This is a genomic window from Liberiplasma polymorphum, assembly GCF_043951795.1.
Lineage (GTDB): Bacteria > Bacillota_I > Bacilli_A > Izemoplasmatales > Izemoplasmataceae > Liberiplasma > Liberiplasma polymorphum.
In genome coordinates this window covers 1-16,067 of the sequence record NZ_JBIOAG010000009.1, presented here as the reverse complement: position 1 = coordinate 16,067, position 16,067 = coordinate 1, and the positions used below count along the sequence as shown (strand labels likewise).

17 protein-coding genes and 1 other annotated feature are annotated in these 16,067 nt (G+C 32.4%); of the genes, 14 read left to right on the top strand and 3 right to left on the bottom strand.

From position 1 onward, the window contains the following. Positions 1 to 87: 87 nt before the first annotated feature. Positions 88 to 2,619, bottom strand: coding sequence for a vitamin B12-dependent ribonucleotide reductase (locus ACHAJD_RS03205; protein ID WP_435584420.1), 2,532 nt, complete (start codon positions 2,617 to 2,619; stop codon positions 88 to 90). A 266-nt stretch (positions 2,620 to 2,885) separates the two neighbouring features. Here ACHAJD_RS03205 and ACHAJD_RS03200 point away from each other — a divergent pair, with 266 nt between their 5' ends. The 11 genes from ACHAJD_RS03200 to asnA all read left to right on the top strand — a co-directional run bounded on the left by ACHAJD_RS03200 (position 2,886) and on the right by asnA (position 11,608). Then, the gene (locus ACHAJD_RS03200; RefSeq protein ID WP_435584419.1) at positions 2,886 to 3,626 is read left to right on the top strand and encodes a diadenylate cyclase; all 741 of its coding nucleotides are present in this window, start codon (positions 2,886 to 2,888) and stop codon (positions 3,624 to 3,626) included. Between the two features lie 78 nt (positions 3,627 to 3,704). Continuing rightward, positions 3,705 to 6,026: a phytoene desaturase family protein gene (locus ACHAJD_RS03195; RefSeq protein WP_435584418.1), complete on the top strand. Its 2,322-nt coding sequence runs from the start codon at positions 3,705 to 3,707 to the stop codon at positions 6,024 to 6,026. A gap of 11 nt (positions 6,027 to 6,037) precedes the next feature. Further along, entirely contained in the window at positions 6,038 to 7,183 is a 1,146-nt protein-coding gene (locus tag ACHAJD_RS03190; protein WP_435584417.1) for a diguanylate cyclase domain-containing protein, read from the top strand. 4 nt (positions 7,184 to 7,187) lie between these two features. After that, on the top strand, positions 7,188 to 7,715 hold the full coding sequence (locus ACHAJD_RS03185) for a 5-formyltetrahydrofolate cyclo-ligase (RefSeq protein WP_435584416.1): 528 nt from the start codon (positions 7,188 to 7,190) through the stop codon (positions 7,713 to 7,715). A 3-nt stretch (positions 7,716 to 7,718) separates the two neighbouring features. Further along, a complete protein-coding gene (ispD, locus tag ACHAJD_RS03180; RefSeq protein WP_435584415.1) occupies positions 7,719 to 8,363 on the top strand; it encodes a 2-C-methyl-D-erythritol 4-phosphate cytidylyltransferase in 645 nt (214 codons plus the stop codon). Beyond that, positions 8,360 to 8,836 carry a 2-C-methyl-D-erythritol 2,4-cyclodiphosphate synthase gene (gene ispF, locus ACHAJD_RS03175; RefSeq protein ID WP_435584414.1) on the top strand — a complete coding sequence of 159 codons (477 nt, stop codon included), beginning with the start codon at positions 8,360 to 8,362 and terminating at the stop codon, positions 8,834 to 8,836. The genes ispD and ispF overlap by 4 nt, the downstream gene beginning before the upstream one ends. Before the next feature lie 15 nt (positions 8,837 to 8,851). Beyond that, on the top strand, positions 8,852 to 9,139 hold the full coding sequence (locus tag ACHAJD_RS03170; protein WP_435584413.1) for a PspC domain-containing protein: 288 nt from the start codon (positions 8,852 to 8,854) through the stop codon (positions 9,137 to 9,139). A gap of 13 nt (positions 9,140 to 9,152) precedes the next feature. Beyond that, on the top strand, positions 9,153 to 9,410 hold the full coding sequence (locus ACHAJD_RS03165) for a YutD-like domain-containing protein (RefSeq protein ID WP_435584412.1): 258 nt from the start codon (positions 9,153 to 9,155) through the stop codon (positions 9,408 to 9,410). A 102-nt stretch (positions 9,411 to 9,512) separates the two neighbouring features. Then, positions 9,513 to 9,746 (top strand): NifU family protein, encoded by a 234-nt coding sequence (locus tag ACHAJD_RS03160; protein WP_435584411.1) that lies wholly within the window; start codon positions 9,513 to 9,515, stop codon positions 9,744 to 9,746. Between the two features lie 18 nt (positions 9,747 to 9,764). Beyond that, a complete protein-coding gene (locus ACHAJD_RS03155; protein ID WP_435584410.1) occupies positions 9,765 to 10,283 on the top strand; it encodes a phosphatidylglycerophosphatase A family protein in 519 nt (172 codons plus the stop codon). A 92-nt stretch (positions 10,284 to 10,375) separates the two neighbouring features. After that, positions 10,376 to 10,582: a binding site (T-box leader), on the top strand. Between the two features lie 42 nt (positions 10,583 to 10,624). Next, positions 10,625 to 11,608: an aspartate--ammonia ligase gene (gene asnA, locus ACHAJD_RS03150; RefSeq protein ID WP_435584460.1), complete on the top strand. Its 984-nt coding sequence runs from the start codon at positions 10,625 to 10,627 to the stop codon at positions 11,606 to 11,608. Between the two features lie 21 nt (positions 11,609 to 11,629). Here the strand turns inward: asnA and ACHAJD_RS03145 are convergent, their stop codons facing one another. Continuing rightward, on the bottom strand, positions 11,630 to 12,412 hold the full coding sequence (locus tag ACHAJD_RS03145; RefSeq protein WP_435584409.1) for an ABC transporter permease: 783 nt from the start codon (positions 12,410 to 12,412) through the stop codon (positions 11,630 to 11,632). Next, complete coding sequence (locus ACHAJD_RS03140; protein WP_435584408.1) at positions 12,402 to 13,055, bottom strand: ABC transporter ATP-binding protein; 654 nt, start codon at positions 13,053 to 13,055, stop codon at positions 12,402 to 12,404. The genes ACHAJD_RS03145 and ACHAJD_RS03140 overlap by 11 nt, the downstream gene beginning before the upstream one ends. 168 nt (positions 13,056 to 13,223) lie before the next feature. On the opposite strand from ACHAJD_RS03140, the gene ACHAJD_RS03135 reads away from it, so the two are divergent. The 3 genes from ACHAJD_RS03135 (at position 13,224) to ACHAJD_RS03125 (ending at position 15,840) form a co-directional block, all read left to right on the top strand. Beyond that, entirely contained in the window at positions 13,224 to 13,553 is a 330-nt protein-coding gene (locus tag ACHAJD_RS03135) for a S1 RNA-binding domain-containing protein (RefSeq protein ID WP_435584407.1), read from the top strand. A 67-nt stretch (positions 13,554 to 13,620) separates the two neighbouring features. Continuing rightward, entirely contained in the window at positions 13,621 to 14,946 is a 1,326-nt protein-coding gene (locus ACHAJD_RS03130; RefSeq protein ID WP_435584406.1) for a glucose-6-phosphate isomerase, read from the top strand. Further along, positions 14,947 to 15,840: a DMT family transporter gene (locus tag ACHAJD_RS03125; RefSeq protein ID WP_435584405.1), complete on the top strand. Its 894-nt coding sequence runs from the start codon at positions 14,947 to 14,949 to the stop codon at positions 15,838 to 15,840. Positions 15,841 to 16,067: the final 227 nt, after the last annotated feature.

Sequence of the window (16,067 nt, the reverse complement as noted above, 5' to 3'; positions counted from 1 at the left end):
AGCAAATTTATATTGGCTTTATATATCTTATTATAGCATGTTTACAAGAATTATTTTAATCAAAGAAAAAAGCGCAAGTTCTGCGCTTTATAATCCACATTTTAGTTGAGCGTTACAGTTAGTACAAGTATGACAACCGCCTAGATTCTCAACCGTACCTTCTAAACAAATCGGACAAATATTTCCAGCTTCAACACCGATGTTTCGATCTTGTCTATCGCTACGTAATCCTTGTGTTTTAGAAACTTTAGGTTCTTTTTTCTCATCTTCTAGTTCAATACCTAAATCAGATAAACCAACTTGTTGTGGTTTAGATGGTTTTTCAGTATCATCTTTAGTTAAACTTAGAACTTGAGAATCACGCGAACCATCTACATAAACAGTTCCACCTTTAGCGCCACCACGATATAAGCGTTGGTATACGCCTTCAACTTCTTCAACTGTATAACCTTTTGGTGCATTAACTGTTTTAGAAATAGAAGAGTCTACCCAGTGTTGAATGGTACATTGGACATCAACATGAGCCTCAGGTGATAAATCCATAGCACTTACAAATATATCAGGAAGAGTTTCTTTAGTGAACCCAGGGTATTTTTCTAGATATTTATCAACAATTGGTGCGTTAACTTCAATGAATTTACCTAAACGACCACTTCTAAAATAACTGAATGCGAAATAAGGTTCTAATCCTGTAGACACACCGACCATAGTTCCTGTTGATCCTGTTGGGGCAATAGTGAGTAAGTGAGAATTTCTAATACCATATTTTTTAACACCTTCACGGATATGTTCTGGCATTTTTTTCATGAATCCACTGTTTAGAATCTTGTTTCGATTTTTTTCATTTTCTAAGAAAGGGAAAGATCCTTTTTCTTTGGCAATTTCAATACTAGTTTCATAAGCTTTTGTAGCAATGAACTTGAAGAGTTTTTCTACAAGTTTATTACCATCAGGGGCTCCGTATCTTCGATTACACCATATGAGTAAATCATGTAATCCCATAACACCTAAGCCAATTCGACGCTCACCTAGTGCTTGGGTTTTATTATCTTCTAAAAAGTAATGGGTTTTATCAATAACATTATCTTGTAGTCTAACAGCGGTTTTAATGGTTTGTGCTAGTTTTTCCCAATCAACATCTTTAGTTTCATGGACAACCATGTTTGCTAAGTTGATAGCAGCTAAATTACAAACAGAATAAGGTGCTAATGGTTGTTCTCCACACGGATTCGTACAAACAACTTTTTGGTCATATCCAATAGCATTAGTCATTTCGTTTGCGTTGTCGATAAAGAAGATTCCAGGTTCTGCAGAGTAAGTCGCACAAATATTGATTAAGTTCCATAACTCTTTTGCGCGAATTGAGTGATACGTTTTAACAGGATAACCTAAACGTTCCCATTCTCTAACGTCTCCTACATGCATCCACAGTTCATCGTAAGCACGCTTTTGTTCTTCGTTGTAGTTATCAATGTCTGGGAACCTTAAGTCGTAGAGGACATCGTTTTCGATAGCCTCCATGAATTCTTTAGTGATAGCAACAGATATATTTGCACCAGTTAGGAATTCTGAGTTATTAACTTCGTAATTTCCACCTTTATTTAATCGTTCAAATGCCGTATCTAAAATACGTTTTGAGAATAAATCAGGATTAGTCTTAGATTGTTCTAAAATGTATTCATTTATTTCAACTTCAGAATCGCTTAAGGGAACAAATTTAAGTTTATTTTTAGCCGCTTTTACGATTGAAGGCTCTTTAATCGTTTCAATTAAGAATTGTAAAATTTTTGGGTTTTGCATCTTAGAAATAATAAATTCAACAATATCAGGATGCCAATCAGACATCATAATCATTTGTGCCCCACGTCTTGAACCACCTTGTTCAACGAGATGGGTTAGTTCAGATAAATCATGTAACCAGCTAACAGCGCCACTTGATTTTCCATTTACACCTTTAGCTAAACTGTTTTTAGGACGCAGTGTAGAACCATTGGTTCCAACGCCACCGCCACGGCTCATAATTTCCATAACTTGTTTACGGTGATCACTAATTCCACCACGAGAGTCATGAATAAATGGCATTACAAAACAATTAAAGTAAGTAACATTAGTTTTAGAACCAGCACCGAATAATACACGACCGGCAGGAACTAAATTTAACGAAGCAACTTCATGATAAAATGCTTTCTTCATGTCATCACTTTCGTCTTCACCTAAATGATAAGCTAAACGCATAGCAATTTGCTCGTAATAAAGTTCAAGTGGTTTATCAAGTTGTCGCTTTGTTCTAACAATACAGCCATCTTTATCAGCGTCTTCAGTTGTTGCTAAATACTCTTCTTCAACTTTGATGGTTACTTTATCTTTATCAATCGATTTAACAATCCCTACACCACGTGCTGGGAATTTAGGATCATCTCGAACGATGGTAATAACTAAGTCTCCTTCGCGAAGTGTAGACAAGGTAAGGTCTTTTTGTGTGTAACGATCAAGCATAACTAGTCGAGATACACCAGTAAATGATTGATACATATCTTCAGTGATTGGGTATAGATGAGGGTAATGCTTTTTGATATCTTCATTTAATTGTGCGATGGTTTCTTTTAGATATTGTTTCAATTAAATCACTTCCCCTTTAAACTGGTATCAATTATTATAAGTTATTACAACATAAAAATTAAGCCTTGACATTTAAAAGTGAGTATGAAATCTAGATGTTTAGCCACTGTAGAAAACAATAAATAATTTTGATAGTTTTAAATACAAAAAAATAAAGCGTTTTCTTATATGCCTATCAATAAAAAAATAAATATATGTTATAATTTATCATGAAAACACCAACTTGTAGATAAAAACGCATTTTCATTTTTTTAGGGGGCAACATGATGACAGAACTTGACTTAATTATTATACACATTTACTTACTTGCTATATTCGCAACCCTCGTCAAACAAAAAACAACACCGAATATTTATCGTTTTCTTAAATTTTTCGTTGTCGTCTTGTTTGGTATTTTTATCTATGGCGTATTTAAGACACCAACTGAAGAAATTAATTTTCTATACCTGATTCCTAAAAGTTTACCCCTTTTAATTTTAGTTGTTATTATTGTGCAAACTGAGGTTAGAATTTCTTTAAAGTTCATTGGGGTTAAATCGGGATTATTATTATCAAATACCATTGAAGAAGATGTGAAAATCGAACTCATAAAAGCAATAGATTATTTATCTATCAATAAAATAGGGGCACTCATTACATTTGAGCGTGCCATGTCACTAGATGAATTCATCCAAACTGCTTTTTCTATTCACGCACCAATAAGCTCAGAATTACTCACTACTATTTTTATTCCTAAAACCCCCTTACATGACGGGGCTGTGATTATTAAAGGCAGTGAAATTGTTTGTGCTGGAACCTATTTTCCACCAAGTGAAAACATGGATATTCCTAAGTATTTAGGTTCAAGACATCGTGCCGCAATAGGAATTAGTGAAGTAACTGATTCACTAACGATTATTGTCAGTGAACAAACCGGTCAAATCAGTGTCGCAATTGATGGGTACTTAGATCAAGATATTAGTAAAGAATCACTAATTTTATATTTCGAAAAATATTTACAAAATTAAGCCGAAAGGCTTTTTTTTCTATAATAAATTAGCACTTTATCTATGATATAATAATAATAGACTAAAGAAGGTGAACTTATGAAGCATTTTGATGTGATTGTAATTGGAAGTGGTGTTGCAGCTATGACATCCGCTGCGTATTTATCTAAGCGATTAAGAAATGTCGCTTTGTTTGTATTGAATGATGAAACCAAAATTATGTCACGATCAAAAACCTATGCGGATAAAAACCGAAAACGCTATAAATTTGAAGTCCCATATTATGAGTTTGGCGGATTAGAAAAAGACGAGTTATTATCATACTATCTGACTAGACTTGGTATGGATGAGAAGTTTAAGGTTGTTGAAAATAAGGAAACTATCCTTGTAAAACAAAATGGAAGAATCATATCTAGACCAAACGATTTTAACGGGTTTAAACTATTCTTAGTGCGTCATTATCCAAAATCCAGAGACGCAATTCATGAATTCTTCAACACACTATCAGACTATTATATTGATTATAAAAATCAACGTATGAGTCGATTAAGAGGTAAAGTATTCACATTAAATGCCTTAACTGCAAATTGGGGAGGCAAGTCATTAAAAGAAGTTTTAAAAGACTATTTTAAAGACATCAATTTAATGCAAGAGTTTACCTATATGCATCATACTGTAGGCTTGGACTTAGACGCGATTAATGCAGTACATTATTTTGTAAGATGGTTTAATATATTTATGGAAAAATCCTACTTTATTCAAAATACTTATGAAGAAATTAATCAACTTTTTATCCAAAAAAATAACCATGAAACCATCTTTAATGATGATACGATAAAAGAAGTGATCATCGAAAATAATAAAATCACAAAGATTATCGACAAAAACGATGAGTTTTACACAGCGGATTTTTATATCATTAACGGACTCCCAGAGTTATTTATTGATCAATACATTAAAGAAGACAAAGGGTTTTTAATTGAAAAACTTCCGTCCGTATTTAAAAGTAGAAAAGATAAAATATATAAAAACACCGCAATGATTGGACTAAATAAACCGCTAAATGAATTAGGCTTATCTCATGTTAAGTATGTCTTTGAAGTTGATTTAACTAAAGAAGTTCCTCTTCTTAGTATGATTAACTATAGTTATATTTCCCCAGATAGCACCGCTAAAAATTACGGGACTTTGTTAATAGAGTTTATTGATAAAGGCGATGTGGATGAAACGCTTATTATCGAGGCATTAAGCAAATATATTGATAAAGGAAAAGAAGCGATAACCTTAGTTAGATTTGGAGAAAAAGTGCCTTATTTTGGTAGTCAAAATGACTTCTTTAAATCACATAAAACATTAAATGATTTGTACAATTTAGATCAATACAAACCACTACACGTTTTTGATAACGCTTATTTTGTAGGTAGTTTTTATCGTCCAGAATCAGGTGTTACAGGACTTTTACAAATGGGTGTGGAAGTTGGCGATTTAGTTGATGATGCTTTAGATAATTTAGAACTTGATATGCCTTTAGTTAGTCATGATGAACTAATTAACATGATTGCACACCAATTTACACCTAAAGGATTAGGAGAAAAAGAAAAGTATATTGCCTTTATTATAGGTAAGAGTAGTTACACAATTAGAGCAAAAGGGAAATATTTAGAAATCTATCGTTACATTAATAACGATTATGATTTATTATTAAGTGCTACAAATGAAACATTTTATCAGTTAGTTGCCAAAGATTTAACTTTAGAAGATGTAAAGAATTCTAATAATCTTGAAATATTAGGGGATGAAACCCTTATTGACCTGGTTTTTAAAGCTTTTGCATTAGGAAAAAAACGTCGTGGAAAAACTTACGAGAAAAATCATAAAGAATATGGTATGATGTTTTTTTACTTAACAATGTTCATTTTTACCATGTTTTCAATACTGAGTTTTTATGTTCCTTTAACGTTACTAATTCCAATAACTGTAGGATTATCATTAGTTAAGATCGGTTTACAACTAAAAATAGTCCGTGAAATCACGTTATTTGATGGAATGTTAATTTTGTTATGGATGGTTTGGAGTGTCTTTTCGTGGACTGGTATCTTAACACAATGGCTAAATATAGAAACGTTTTTAGCGTTCATTACGCTTTATTGGTTTTTAACTTGGCTTATTAAGAAACCAATTATCTATGACTATGTTTATAAGGATTACCGTAGTGATTACGCCATGACCCCATTTTTTAATACGATGATGGGTGGATTAAGTTTCATATGGATGTTAACATTAGGTGTTGGATTTGCTTCAACTTATTATTTAGAGGGTGTAAACCAAACCATTGGGTTTTATACCGTATTAATTGCGTTTTACTTAACGCATCGTTATCCAAGTATGTATGTTAGAAGTACGATTAAAAACAGGAAGTAAGGGTGAATGTTATGCCAGAATTAGAAATACTAATATTAATAGGTGTATGGTTATTACTTGTCATTGTAAAACGTTTAGCACTTAAAAAAGGTGATTTAGATATCATTTTATTTGTGTTTGCCGTTGGTGCCAAAATAGCATTCGGCATCTTTGAATTATATCCAGTCGATCATTCGATATTAGATGGAGCCATTTATGCAGGATTTGCGTTAACATTATTCTTCTTTAGTGTTTCAGAACTTGGAGGCCAAGAAAGAAGTGCCACAAAATATGAAGCGTTAAAGAAAGAACATAAGCAAGTCTTAACAAGTTATGAATCATTAAGGAAACGTTATATCGCAACTCTAGAATTATTAAAAGATGGCATGGCGTTTCGTAGTGACGATGGCATGATGTTTGGAACTAATCCTTTTATAGAATTGATTGGATTTGATCAAAACGAGTTTTCACAGATTGAATTTGAAAAAGGGATTCATCCAGAAGATATCGGAAGTTACAAAAGCAAGTTGACAAAACTTAGTAAAAAGAAATCAAATTATGAAATGACATATCGTTTTAAAAAAGGACCGAAATATATTTGGATCAAAGAAAACGGCATGATGATTGAGTATGAAGATCGTATGATGATTATATCAATGAATAAGGCTATTGATGTAAAACTTTATCCAGATTCTGAGGTTGAGGTATTAAATCAGTTAAGAATTGATTATGAGTTTTATGAGTACTTACAAAGTTTAAATCGTTTAAAAGTTCCTTATAGATTAGTATTTTTTGAGTTATCTAATATTCCACGTATTAATAAGAAATACGGTCGTGATATCGGTGATTTACTTATGGGAGAATTTATAAACAAAATCCGTTTTAATTTTGTAAAGGATGAAAAGAGTTTATTTAGATTATCAGGCATACGCTTTGCGATGGTTATGAAAGATGATCGTAAATATGATATGTTAGAACGTGCCCTAAAACACGGCGGTGATTTATTAAATTTCGAGATGGTATTTGGGAATGTTAAACAAAGTGTTTTCCCTTATTTTGGTATCCAAAAAATATCGATATTTGATGAACCTATTGATGAAATGGTTGATAGAACACACAAAGCCCTTGACATTGCATTAAGTGATGACCATCAAGAAAACTTCTTTATAATTAGGTGATAATGTGGAAAAACAAGCATATAGAGATATGTTTTTAAAACGACGTAAATTGCTCGATCCTAAAATGCATCAGTTATTTAACTTTATGTTACTCGATAAATTATCCCAGTTCCTTGATAGTGTAAAGCCAAAAACGGTTGCGATTTTTTATCCGATGCATAACGAAGTAGATTTACGTAGTTTAGAAGAAAACTATCAACTTTATTATCCAAAAATAAAAGGAAATCAAATTGTCTTTTATAAAGACATTGGTGTATTTGAAAAAGCACCATTTAACACGACTGTTCCCGCACATAATAATCAAGCATCTTTAGATGAAATTGATGTCATGATTGTTCCTGGATTAGTTTTCGGGCATAATTTTTACCGAATTGGTTATGGGAAAGGTTATTACGATGAATGCTTATCTAGATACAAAGGTGTGAAAATCGGTGTTTGTTTTGAACTGTTTTTACTAGAAACTGTCCCTATTGAAACGCACGATGAAGCGTTAGATATCATTGTTACAGATCAAAGAATATTGAAGAGGTGACGTATGTATTCAGCGATTATTGTTGCTGCAGGAAAAGGAGAACGTACAGGTCTTACCACAAACAAAGTTTTAGCATGTATTAACGGTAAACCGATCATTCGTTATGCAGTAGAGCAGTTTAAGCAAGACCCAGACTGTCGTCAAATTATTGTCGTTTATCGTAAAGAAGATAAGGAAGACTTAATTAAGCATTTAAATGGGTTGGTAGATAATTTCATTCTAGGTGGTACAGTTCGTCAAGAAAGCGTGTATAATGGACTGTTAGCAGCGCATGAAGCGTATGTTATGATTCACGATGGCGCAAGACCATATCTTACAAAAACAATGTTATTTAATTTAAAAAAAGCCATGAAAAAATATGACGCAGCTACACTAGCACTACCGGTTGTAGATACGATTAAAAAAACGCATTTAAATGTTATTGTAAACTCTGTTGAGCGTGATAATTTAGTTGCCATTCAAACACCACAAGCGTTTAAAAAAGATTTGATTATTGATGCGTATAAAAAGAGTACTAAAACTTATACATGTGATGCAAGCTTAATCCAAGATGTGTTAAATGTCAGTGTTTATACTGTCACTGGAGATCGAAAAAATATCAAATTTACTACATCAGATGATTTAGAGTTATTGGAGATGATTTTATGATGATTAGAATCGGCCATAGTACAGACATCCACCAGTTAAGACCAGGTAAATCATTAGTTATAGGCGGATTATTAATTGATTCACCACTTGAAAGTGTAGGCCATAGTGATGCAGACTGCTTACTTCATAGCATTGCGGAAGCGTTACTTGGTGCATGTGCTTTAGGTGATTTAGGAACGTTTTTTCCTGATAATGATCCTAAATATAAAGGGATTGATTCAAAAAAAATATTAGTTTTCGCTTATGAAAAAGTAAAAGAAAACGGCTATAAAATTAATAATATAGATAGCATGATTTTCTTAGAAACGCCTAAGTTGCGAAATTATATCGACTTAATTCGCGAAAACATGGCTAAAATATTAGAGTTAGATATTAATCAAATTAGTGTTAAGGCCACAACCGGTGAAAATATTGGCATTGTAGGCAGAAGTGAAGCCATTGTTTGTGAAACAGTATTATTAATAGAAAAATAAAAGCGAGGTGTTATGATGCAAAACAAAGTATTATATAGAGACGACAAAAACATGATGATTGCTGGTGTGTGTTCTGGTCTTGCAGAATATACGGATATGGATGCTTCATTAGTACGTGTTTTAACCTTCTTGTTGGCAGTATTCACAGGTGGTGGGGTAGTGATTGCTTATATTGTTATGGCTTTAATCATTCCATCAAAATCTGTGTTAGTTGCACAAGGTAAAGTTAAACCAAATAGCAAATATCGTAATAATGATAAAAACGATGATTTTACGATAGACCCAGACGATTACAAATTATAGAAAAGGTGATTTTATGTTAGAAACTGCACATGGAAATTTTGAAATTATTAAAGACTATAAAGAAGCACTTGATGTTAAAACATTTAATGATCGTTATGTAGAATATTTAGATAAGTACGACTATATTGTTGGCGATGTAAGTGCCGAGATGCTCAGGCTAAAAGGCTTCTCAAAAGACACGATGCATATGATACAAGACTATCTAATGGAATCTGCAACACCAAACTGTGCTTATTTTATATTGAAACGATTACCAGTTGAAACAAAATAACATTTAATTCACTTAAGGGTTTATTTAAAATCTTTAGCGTTTTTTCCACGCTTTTATGTAGGGTATTGTATAATGTGAGTGCATGAAAGAGGTGAATCTAAAATGAATGATCAAGAAATTATTAACCAAGTAACAGAGATTATCGCAAAACTCCGACCTTACATAAACCGAGATGGTGGAGATATTAAATTTGTAAAATATGAAGAAGGGATCGTTTATGTTCAAATGCTTGGCGCATGCGTTGGATGCGCGGCAATCGATTCAACCTTAAAAGATGGTGTTGAGACTATTTTATTAGAAGAGGTACCAGGGATTATTGGTGTCGAACAAATATAAACGACAAGGTATATAATGATGACAGATAAGAAAAAGTATGCAGAAAATCGTTTGAACGATACGGAAAAGCATGATATCGTCGTAAAAATGTTAAATGAACGCGGAGTTACTTTAGAAGAAATTGCTGAATTAACTTATGATTTACAAATTAGTTATGTTCCGAGTTTAACCATGGAGACATGTTTAGACCATGTTGAACGTGTAGTTTTTAAGCGCGAAGTGCAAAACGCGATTTTAACAGGATTAGAACTAGATATTTTAGCAGAAAAAGGGTTGATATCAGAACCTTTAAGTAGCATGCTCATGAATGATTACGGTTTATATGGCATTGATGAAGTATTAGCCTTAGCAATTGTAAACGTCTATGGTTCAATTGGTTTTACTAATTTTGGTTATGTGGATAAATTAAAACCTGGTGTCATTAAAAAACTCGATGATATTGGTAAACAAGAAGGAAAGTGCAACACATTCTTAGATGATATTGTTGGAGCTATTGCAGCTGCAGCTGCAAGTTCTATCGCACATAGATACGCATAAAAACAAGCGAAGGCTTGTTTTTTTTATGAAAGCGTATCGCAACCAATAAAAAAAGTTGTAATTGATGGTGAAGATGTGTATGATTAATTAAAACAAAGGCATTGATGAGGACAGTAGTTTTTAATGGTCGATCAAGCAATTTAGGGACGATGTGAGCCTAATTCAGATTTAAAAACGAAGAACACCTTTGAGCTTCTATTTCGAAATAATAGTAGATTTAGACGGATAAACCGTTATCTTAAAAGAGGTCAGTAGACAATTTAGGGTGGTACCGCGAAAAACAGCCATTCGTCCCTTTCAGGACGTTTTGGCTGTTTTTTTTTAATATATGAAGAGGTGAGATTATGTATCAAAGTAAACTAACATTATTTGAAACACAAGTAGCAATTAAGAAGTTAAAGGATTTTTTTGAACGTCAACTCGCATATGAACTTAACTTAACTAGGGTTAGTGCGCCGTTATTTGTTTTACCTGAGAGTGGATTAAATGATAACTTAAACGGAATAGAAAAACCGGTTACGTTTACTGTGTTTGAAAACAAAAGTGTTGAAATAGTACAATCTTTAGCTAAGTGGAAACGCATGGCTATTTATCAATATGATATAAAAGAAAAAAATGGTATTTATACAGATATGAACGCAATTAGAAAAGATGAAACATTAAGTCCAATCCATTCTTATTATGTTGATCAATGGGATTGGGAACGAGTTATGCCAGACGAACGTAGGAATTTCCGTTATTTAAAGCATATCGTTCATAAAATCTACAAAGTGTTAAAAATTACTGATGAATATATTGCAGATGAGTTTCCTGTATTATCACAAAAATTACCCAAAGATATATTTTTTATAACTTCGCAATCCCTAGAAGATTTATACCCAGCATTAAACCCAAAAGAAAGAGAAACAGCAATCACTAAAAAACATAAAGCCGTTTTTATATCACATATTGGTCACGCCCTAACCTCAGGTAAACCGCACGACTTAAGGGCACCAGATTACGATGATTGGTCGTTGAATGGAGACATTTTGTTTTATAATGAAGTGTTAGATAGTGCCTTTGAAATTTCCTCAATGGGTATAAGAGTGGATGCTAAAAGTTTGGTGAAACAACTCTCTTTTACCAATGCATTAGATAGATTAGCGCTTGATTATCACCAAGCAGTTAAGCAGTCACATTTACCACAAACAGTAGGTGGAGGAATTGGCCAATCAAGATTATGTATGTTCTTTTTAGAAAAAGCACATATTGGTGAAGTGCAAAGTTCGGTTTGGCCCAAAACAATCATCGATGATTGCAGGCAAAAAAATATTCGTTTACTATAAAAAAAACAGTCTTAGACTGTTTTAATTATTCAACTGGGCTTGGGCATTAAAGTAAGTTTTATACCCAAGGTGTAAGAAGATATAAGTTGTAACACTCACTCCACCTAAAATACCAAGCATAACAGCTATTTGATATAAAATAGCTAATGTTGGTGAAACACCAGATAAAATTTGTCCAGTCATCATCCCTGGTAAGAAAATAATTCCCATACCCAACATACTATTGAGTGTAGGTAAGATGGCCGCATCAAATGAATCGTTAAGTATTGAACTGGATGCTTCTTTTGGACTCGCCCCTAATATTAGCGATTCCTCAATTTCATTTTTGTTATCTGTAAAACGTTTAGTGAGTGTATGAACCCCTAACGAAATCCCTGTCATCGAGTTTCCAACAATCATCCCTGTAATAGGAATGAAGTATTGCGGATTGTAGTAAGGTTCAATTTGGATAACTAACCATAAAAAATATAGTATTACAGGGATAGTACCAAAAAACATCGATAAAACAATGATTCTTTTAAGTGCAGGAGTTAAAGCAGATTTAAACTTATGTATAATGGTATAAACTGAGAAACTAATCATTATTAACACAATTAAAAAAGTAACTATAGGATGTGGGTTCTCAATTATATAAGCGAGTAAAAACCCTACTAATACCAACTGAAATGTCATCCTAATAGAAGCAACAACTAATTCTTTCTCACGTGAAATACCTCTTTTTTTTATCATTAATAAAACAATTAAAATAAAAATATAGCCTAATGCAACTTGTAAATAAGTTATTTGAATAATTTCAGAGCCCATTATTTACACGTCCTTTAATTTGACCTTTATCAATAGTATATATGTGATCTGCATAGGTGTTTGCGACTTGTTTAGAGTGTGTGACCATCACCAGCGTTTTTTCATGAGATTTTACATAACGAACAATTTTTTCAATCACCAATTTTTCTGTTTCATCATCTAATGCACTAGAAGGTTCATCAAGTAAAATCACTTCTGAGTTTAATGCAATCACACGTGCGAGTGCTAAGCGTTGTGCTTCACCACCTGATAAATTGGAAACTTCAAAATCTAGCGGTTTATCAAGGGATACTTCTTTTAATAAATCATGAATTTTAGCCTCGTCAAGCGTTAGATTGTGATACTTTGATGCAATATTAAAATTATCTAAAATTGTTTTAGGATAAATATAAGGCTTTTGCGCAAGAAGGATCACTTCTTTACGGTGCTCTATGGATGGAAGTAAATCTAAATCTTGATCTTTATAATATAGTTTCCCTGAAGTAGGCGAAATAAGTTTATTTAATAATTTTAGTAACGTGGTTTTCCCCCCACCACTTTCACCAACAATACAAGTGATTTTATTGGCATAAATAGTAATTTCATCAATTTGTAGTATTTCTTTATAGGTGATTGATTCACCTTTAAATAAAATTTCTCGCATATAAGTCACCTCATGTAATCGTTTAAAAACCTTATAGTTATTATAGCATTTTTTTACAGATCTTATTCAAACGATATAGATTATTGTACTAAATAGATAAGTAATAGTTCTTTCAATTTACACTAGATTTTGTTATACTAAATCTAATCAGAACCGAGGTGTTTAATCATGAAAGTTGGCGACATCATCAAGGGCGAAATTACTGCGATTAAACCATACGGTGCGTTTGTAAAAATTGATGATAAAACATCAGGATTAATTCACATTTCAGAATTTAGTGATCGTTATGTTCGAGACATTGAAGACTTTGTCAATGTGGGTGATGTTTTAGATTTAAAGATTATTAGTATTGAAGAAGATAATAAGCTTTCATTAAGCTTTAAAAGTCTTCACAAGCGTAAAAAACGCTACCGTATAAAACTGAAACAAGGGTTTACGCCCCTAAAGAAACAACTGAATGTATGGATCAAGTCATACAAAGAAAAAAACGGTGAGTAATCTCACTGTTTTTAATGTCTTTTTTATCATATTATGATACAATTTAATCGTTTAAAGGAGGATGTATATGAAACCATTAAAAGTAGATTTATCTTATGTCCATGAAAATTATCTAAAAGACTATAATAAGCTATTAGAACAAGTTAAAGTGGCACATAAGCAATTAGGTGACAAAACAGGAAAAGGAAGCGATTTTTTAGGTTGGCTTGACCTGCCTAAACAAATGGTTGGTAGTGAAGAACTTGCTCGTATTAAAAGAACCGCTAAGCGTTTAACAGACCAAAGTGACATCATTTTAGTCATAGGTATTGGTGGGTCATATTTAGGGGCTAAAGCAGTTATTGAAGCATTGGATCCTTATTTTGATAAAACAGGTTGCGAAGTGATATTTGTTGGTCATCATATTTCTAGTACTTATATGGCACAACTATTAAAATATCTAGAAAATAAATCTTTTTCTATTAATGTAATAAGTAAATCAGGAACAACGACAGAACCGGCCCTTGCTTTTAGAGTGTTTAAAGATTTATTAGAATCAAAAGTAGGTAAAGCTGAAGCTTCAAAACGTATTGTAGCAACTACAGATAAAGAAAAAGGTGCGCTTAGACATCTAGCAGAACAAGAAGGATACGAAACATTTATAATTGAAGATGACATTGGTGGACGCTATAGTGTTTTAACAGCTGTAGGCTTATTACCGATTGCGTGCCGTTATATTGATGTTGATGCACTTTTAAATGGTGCATTAAATGCGTATGAAACCTTAAGCGAATCAAATGATGATAACGAAGCTTATCGCTATGTTATTGCTAGAAACGCTTTATATAGAAACGGTAAAAAAATTGAGATGTTAGTTCATTATGAACCATCAATGATGTATGTTGCTGAATGGTGGAAACAACTCTATGGTGAAAGTGAAGGAAAAGACTTAAAAGGAATCTTCCCAGCAAGCGCAAACTTCACAACTGACCTTCATTCATTAGGACAATACATTCAAGATGGCGAACGTCATTTATTTGAAACAGTTATTTCAATCGAAAATGTAAGGGAAGATTTTAAGATTGAAAAAACTAATGAAGATTTAGATGGCCTTAACTTTTTAGCAGGCGCATCTGTTGATTATGTTAACAAACAAGCATTAATCGGAACACTCCTTGCCCATAACGATGGCGATGTTCCAAACATCCTAATTAGACTAGAAAAACTAGATGCATTTAATCTAGGCTATATGTTATATTTTTACGAACTATCTTGTGCACTAAGTGGGTATTTATTACAGGTAAACCCATTTGATCAACCAGGTGTTGAAGCATACAAGAAAAACATGTTTGCATTACTTGAAAAACCTGGCTTTGAAGAAGCAACAAAAGCCATTAAAAAACGTTTAAAGTAAATGAAAAATAAAGTTTTATTAAGCGAGTCTTTGCTCGTTATTGTAACGGTTATATGGGGATTAGGCTTCCCAATTACTAAACTTGCAGTTAATGCAGGGTTTGGTCCTTATAGTGTTACCCTTGCTAGATTTTTAGTTGCCAGTATTGTGCTTTCAATACTTTACAGAAAACGTCTAAAATTTATTAATAAGACTATAATTAAATATGGTTTTATAGCGGGAATATTTTTATTTCTTGGATTTTACTTTCAAACCTTAGGCGCAATTTTTACGACACCATCTAAAAACGGATTTATAACACAGTTGAATATTATCTTTGTTCCATTCTTATATTTTATTTTTGTTAGAATCCGTATAGATATCCATAACATATTAGCCGTACTCATTGCATTATTTGGCTTATATATGATTAGTTTTCATCAGGTGAGTTTTAACACAATTAATCGTGGAGACATCTTTACATTTATTTGTGCTATATTGGTTGCTTTTCATGTAGTCACAAGTAGTCATTATCAAAAAACACATGATTTTGATCCACCAATGTTTGTACTAGTTTCAATGATAACTGCAATGATTTTTGCGTTTATTTTAATTCCTTTTGAAACAATTCCTACATTAACTGTCCAAAATGTATGGCCACTAATCTTCTTAGGTATTTTTAATACAGCAATCGGCTTTTTAGTTCAAAGTTATGCGTTAAAAATCTCGCATCCTACAAGAGTGAGTTTAATTGTATCACTAGAAGGATTATTTGGGGCAATAGGATCGGTATTAATTATTAAGGAAATTTTGACAGTAAATATCGTTTTTGGAGGGCTACTAATTATCTCAGCAATCTTACTTACAGAATTAAAACCGTTTAGAAAACGAAGAATTGAACCTGAAGTTGCATAAGGGCTTATTTTAAGCCCTTTTTATTTTTTAAAAGAAGGAAAATTAACTTTAAAAAATATAGAATAAAAACAGTACTGAAATTCAATATATTTGAGTAAAGTTATGAATTTACGTAGCATTATTTTTGATGCTTTTTTCTTCATTATATGAACTATTAACAGCATATTTTAAGCCATGATTGTTGTTTTTTAAAAAGGTAATTTATTTTTTTTAGTTTTTATTTTTTT

Excerpts from the sequence above, each read along its gene's own strand:
- ACHAJD_RS03130 (WP_435584406.1), top strand. The coding sequence starts at position 13,621 with ATGAAACCATTAAAAGTAGATTTATCTTATGTCCATGAAAATTATCTA.
- ACHAJD_RS03190 (WP_435584417.1), top strand. The coding sequence starts at position 6,038 with ATGCCAGAATTAGAAATACTAATATTAATAGGTGTATGGTTATTACTT.
- ACHAJD_RS03125 (WP_435584405.1), top strand. The coding sequence starts at position 14,947 with ATGAAAAATAAAGTTTTATTAAGCGAGTCTTTGCTCGTTATTGTAACG.
- ACHAJD_RS03140 (WP_435584408.1), bottom strand. The coding sequence starts at position 13,055 with ATGCGAGAAATTTTATTTAAAGGTGAATCAATCACCTATAAAGAAATA.
- ispF (WP_435584414.1), top strand. The coding sequence starts at position 8,360 with ATGATGATTAGAATCGGCCATAGTACAGACATCCACCAGTTAAGACCA.
- ACHAJD_RS03145 (WP_435584409.1), bottom strand. The coding sequence starts at position 12,412 with ATGGGCTCTGAAATTATTCAAATAACTTATTTACAAGTTGCATTAGGC.
- ispD (WP_435584415.1), top strand. The coding sequence starts at position 7,719 with ATGTATTCAGCGATTATTGTTGCTGCAGGAAAAGGAGAACGTACAGGT.
- ACHAJD_RS03195 (WP_435584418.1), top strand. The coding sequence starts at position 3,705 with ATGAAGCATTTTGATGTGATTGTAATTGGAAGTGGTGTTGCAGCTATG.
- ACHAJD_RS03135 (WP_435584407.1), top strand. The coding sequence starts at position 13,224 with ATGAAAGTTGGCGACATCATCAAGGGCGAAATTACTGCGATTAAACCA.
- ACHAJD_RS03170 (WP_435584413.1), top strand. The coding sequence starts at position 8,852 with ATGCAAAACAAAGTATTATATAGAGACGACAAAAACATGATGATTGCT.
- ACHAJD_RS03155 (WP_435584410.1), top strand. The coding sequence starts at position 9,765 with ATGACAGATAAGAAAAAGTATGCAGAAAATCGTTTGAACGATACGGAA.
- ACHAJD_RS03160 (WP_435584411.1), top strand. The coding sequence starts at position 9,513 with ATGAATGATCAAGAAATTATTAACCAAGTAACAGAGATTATCGCAAAA.
- ACHAJD_RS03200 (WP_435584419.1), top strand. The coding sequence starts at position 2,886 with ATGACAGAACTTGACTTAATTATTATACACATTTACTTACTTGCTATA.
- ACHAJD_RS03165 (WP_435584412.1), top strand. The coding sequence starts at position 9,153 with ATGTTAGAAACTGCACATGGAAATTTTGAAATTATTAAAGACTATAAA.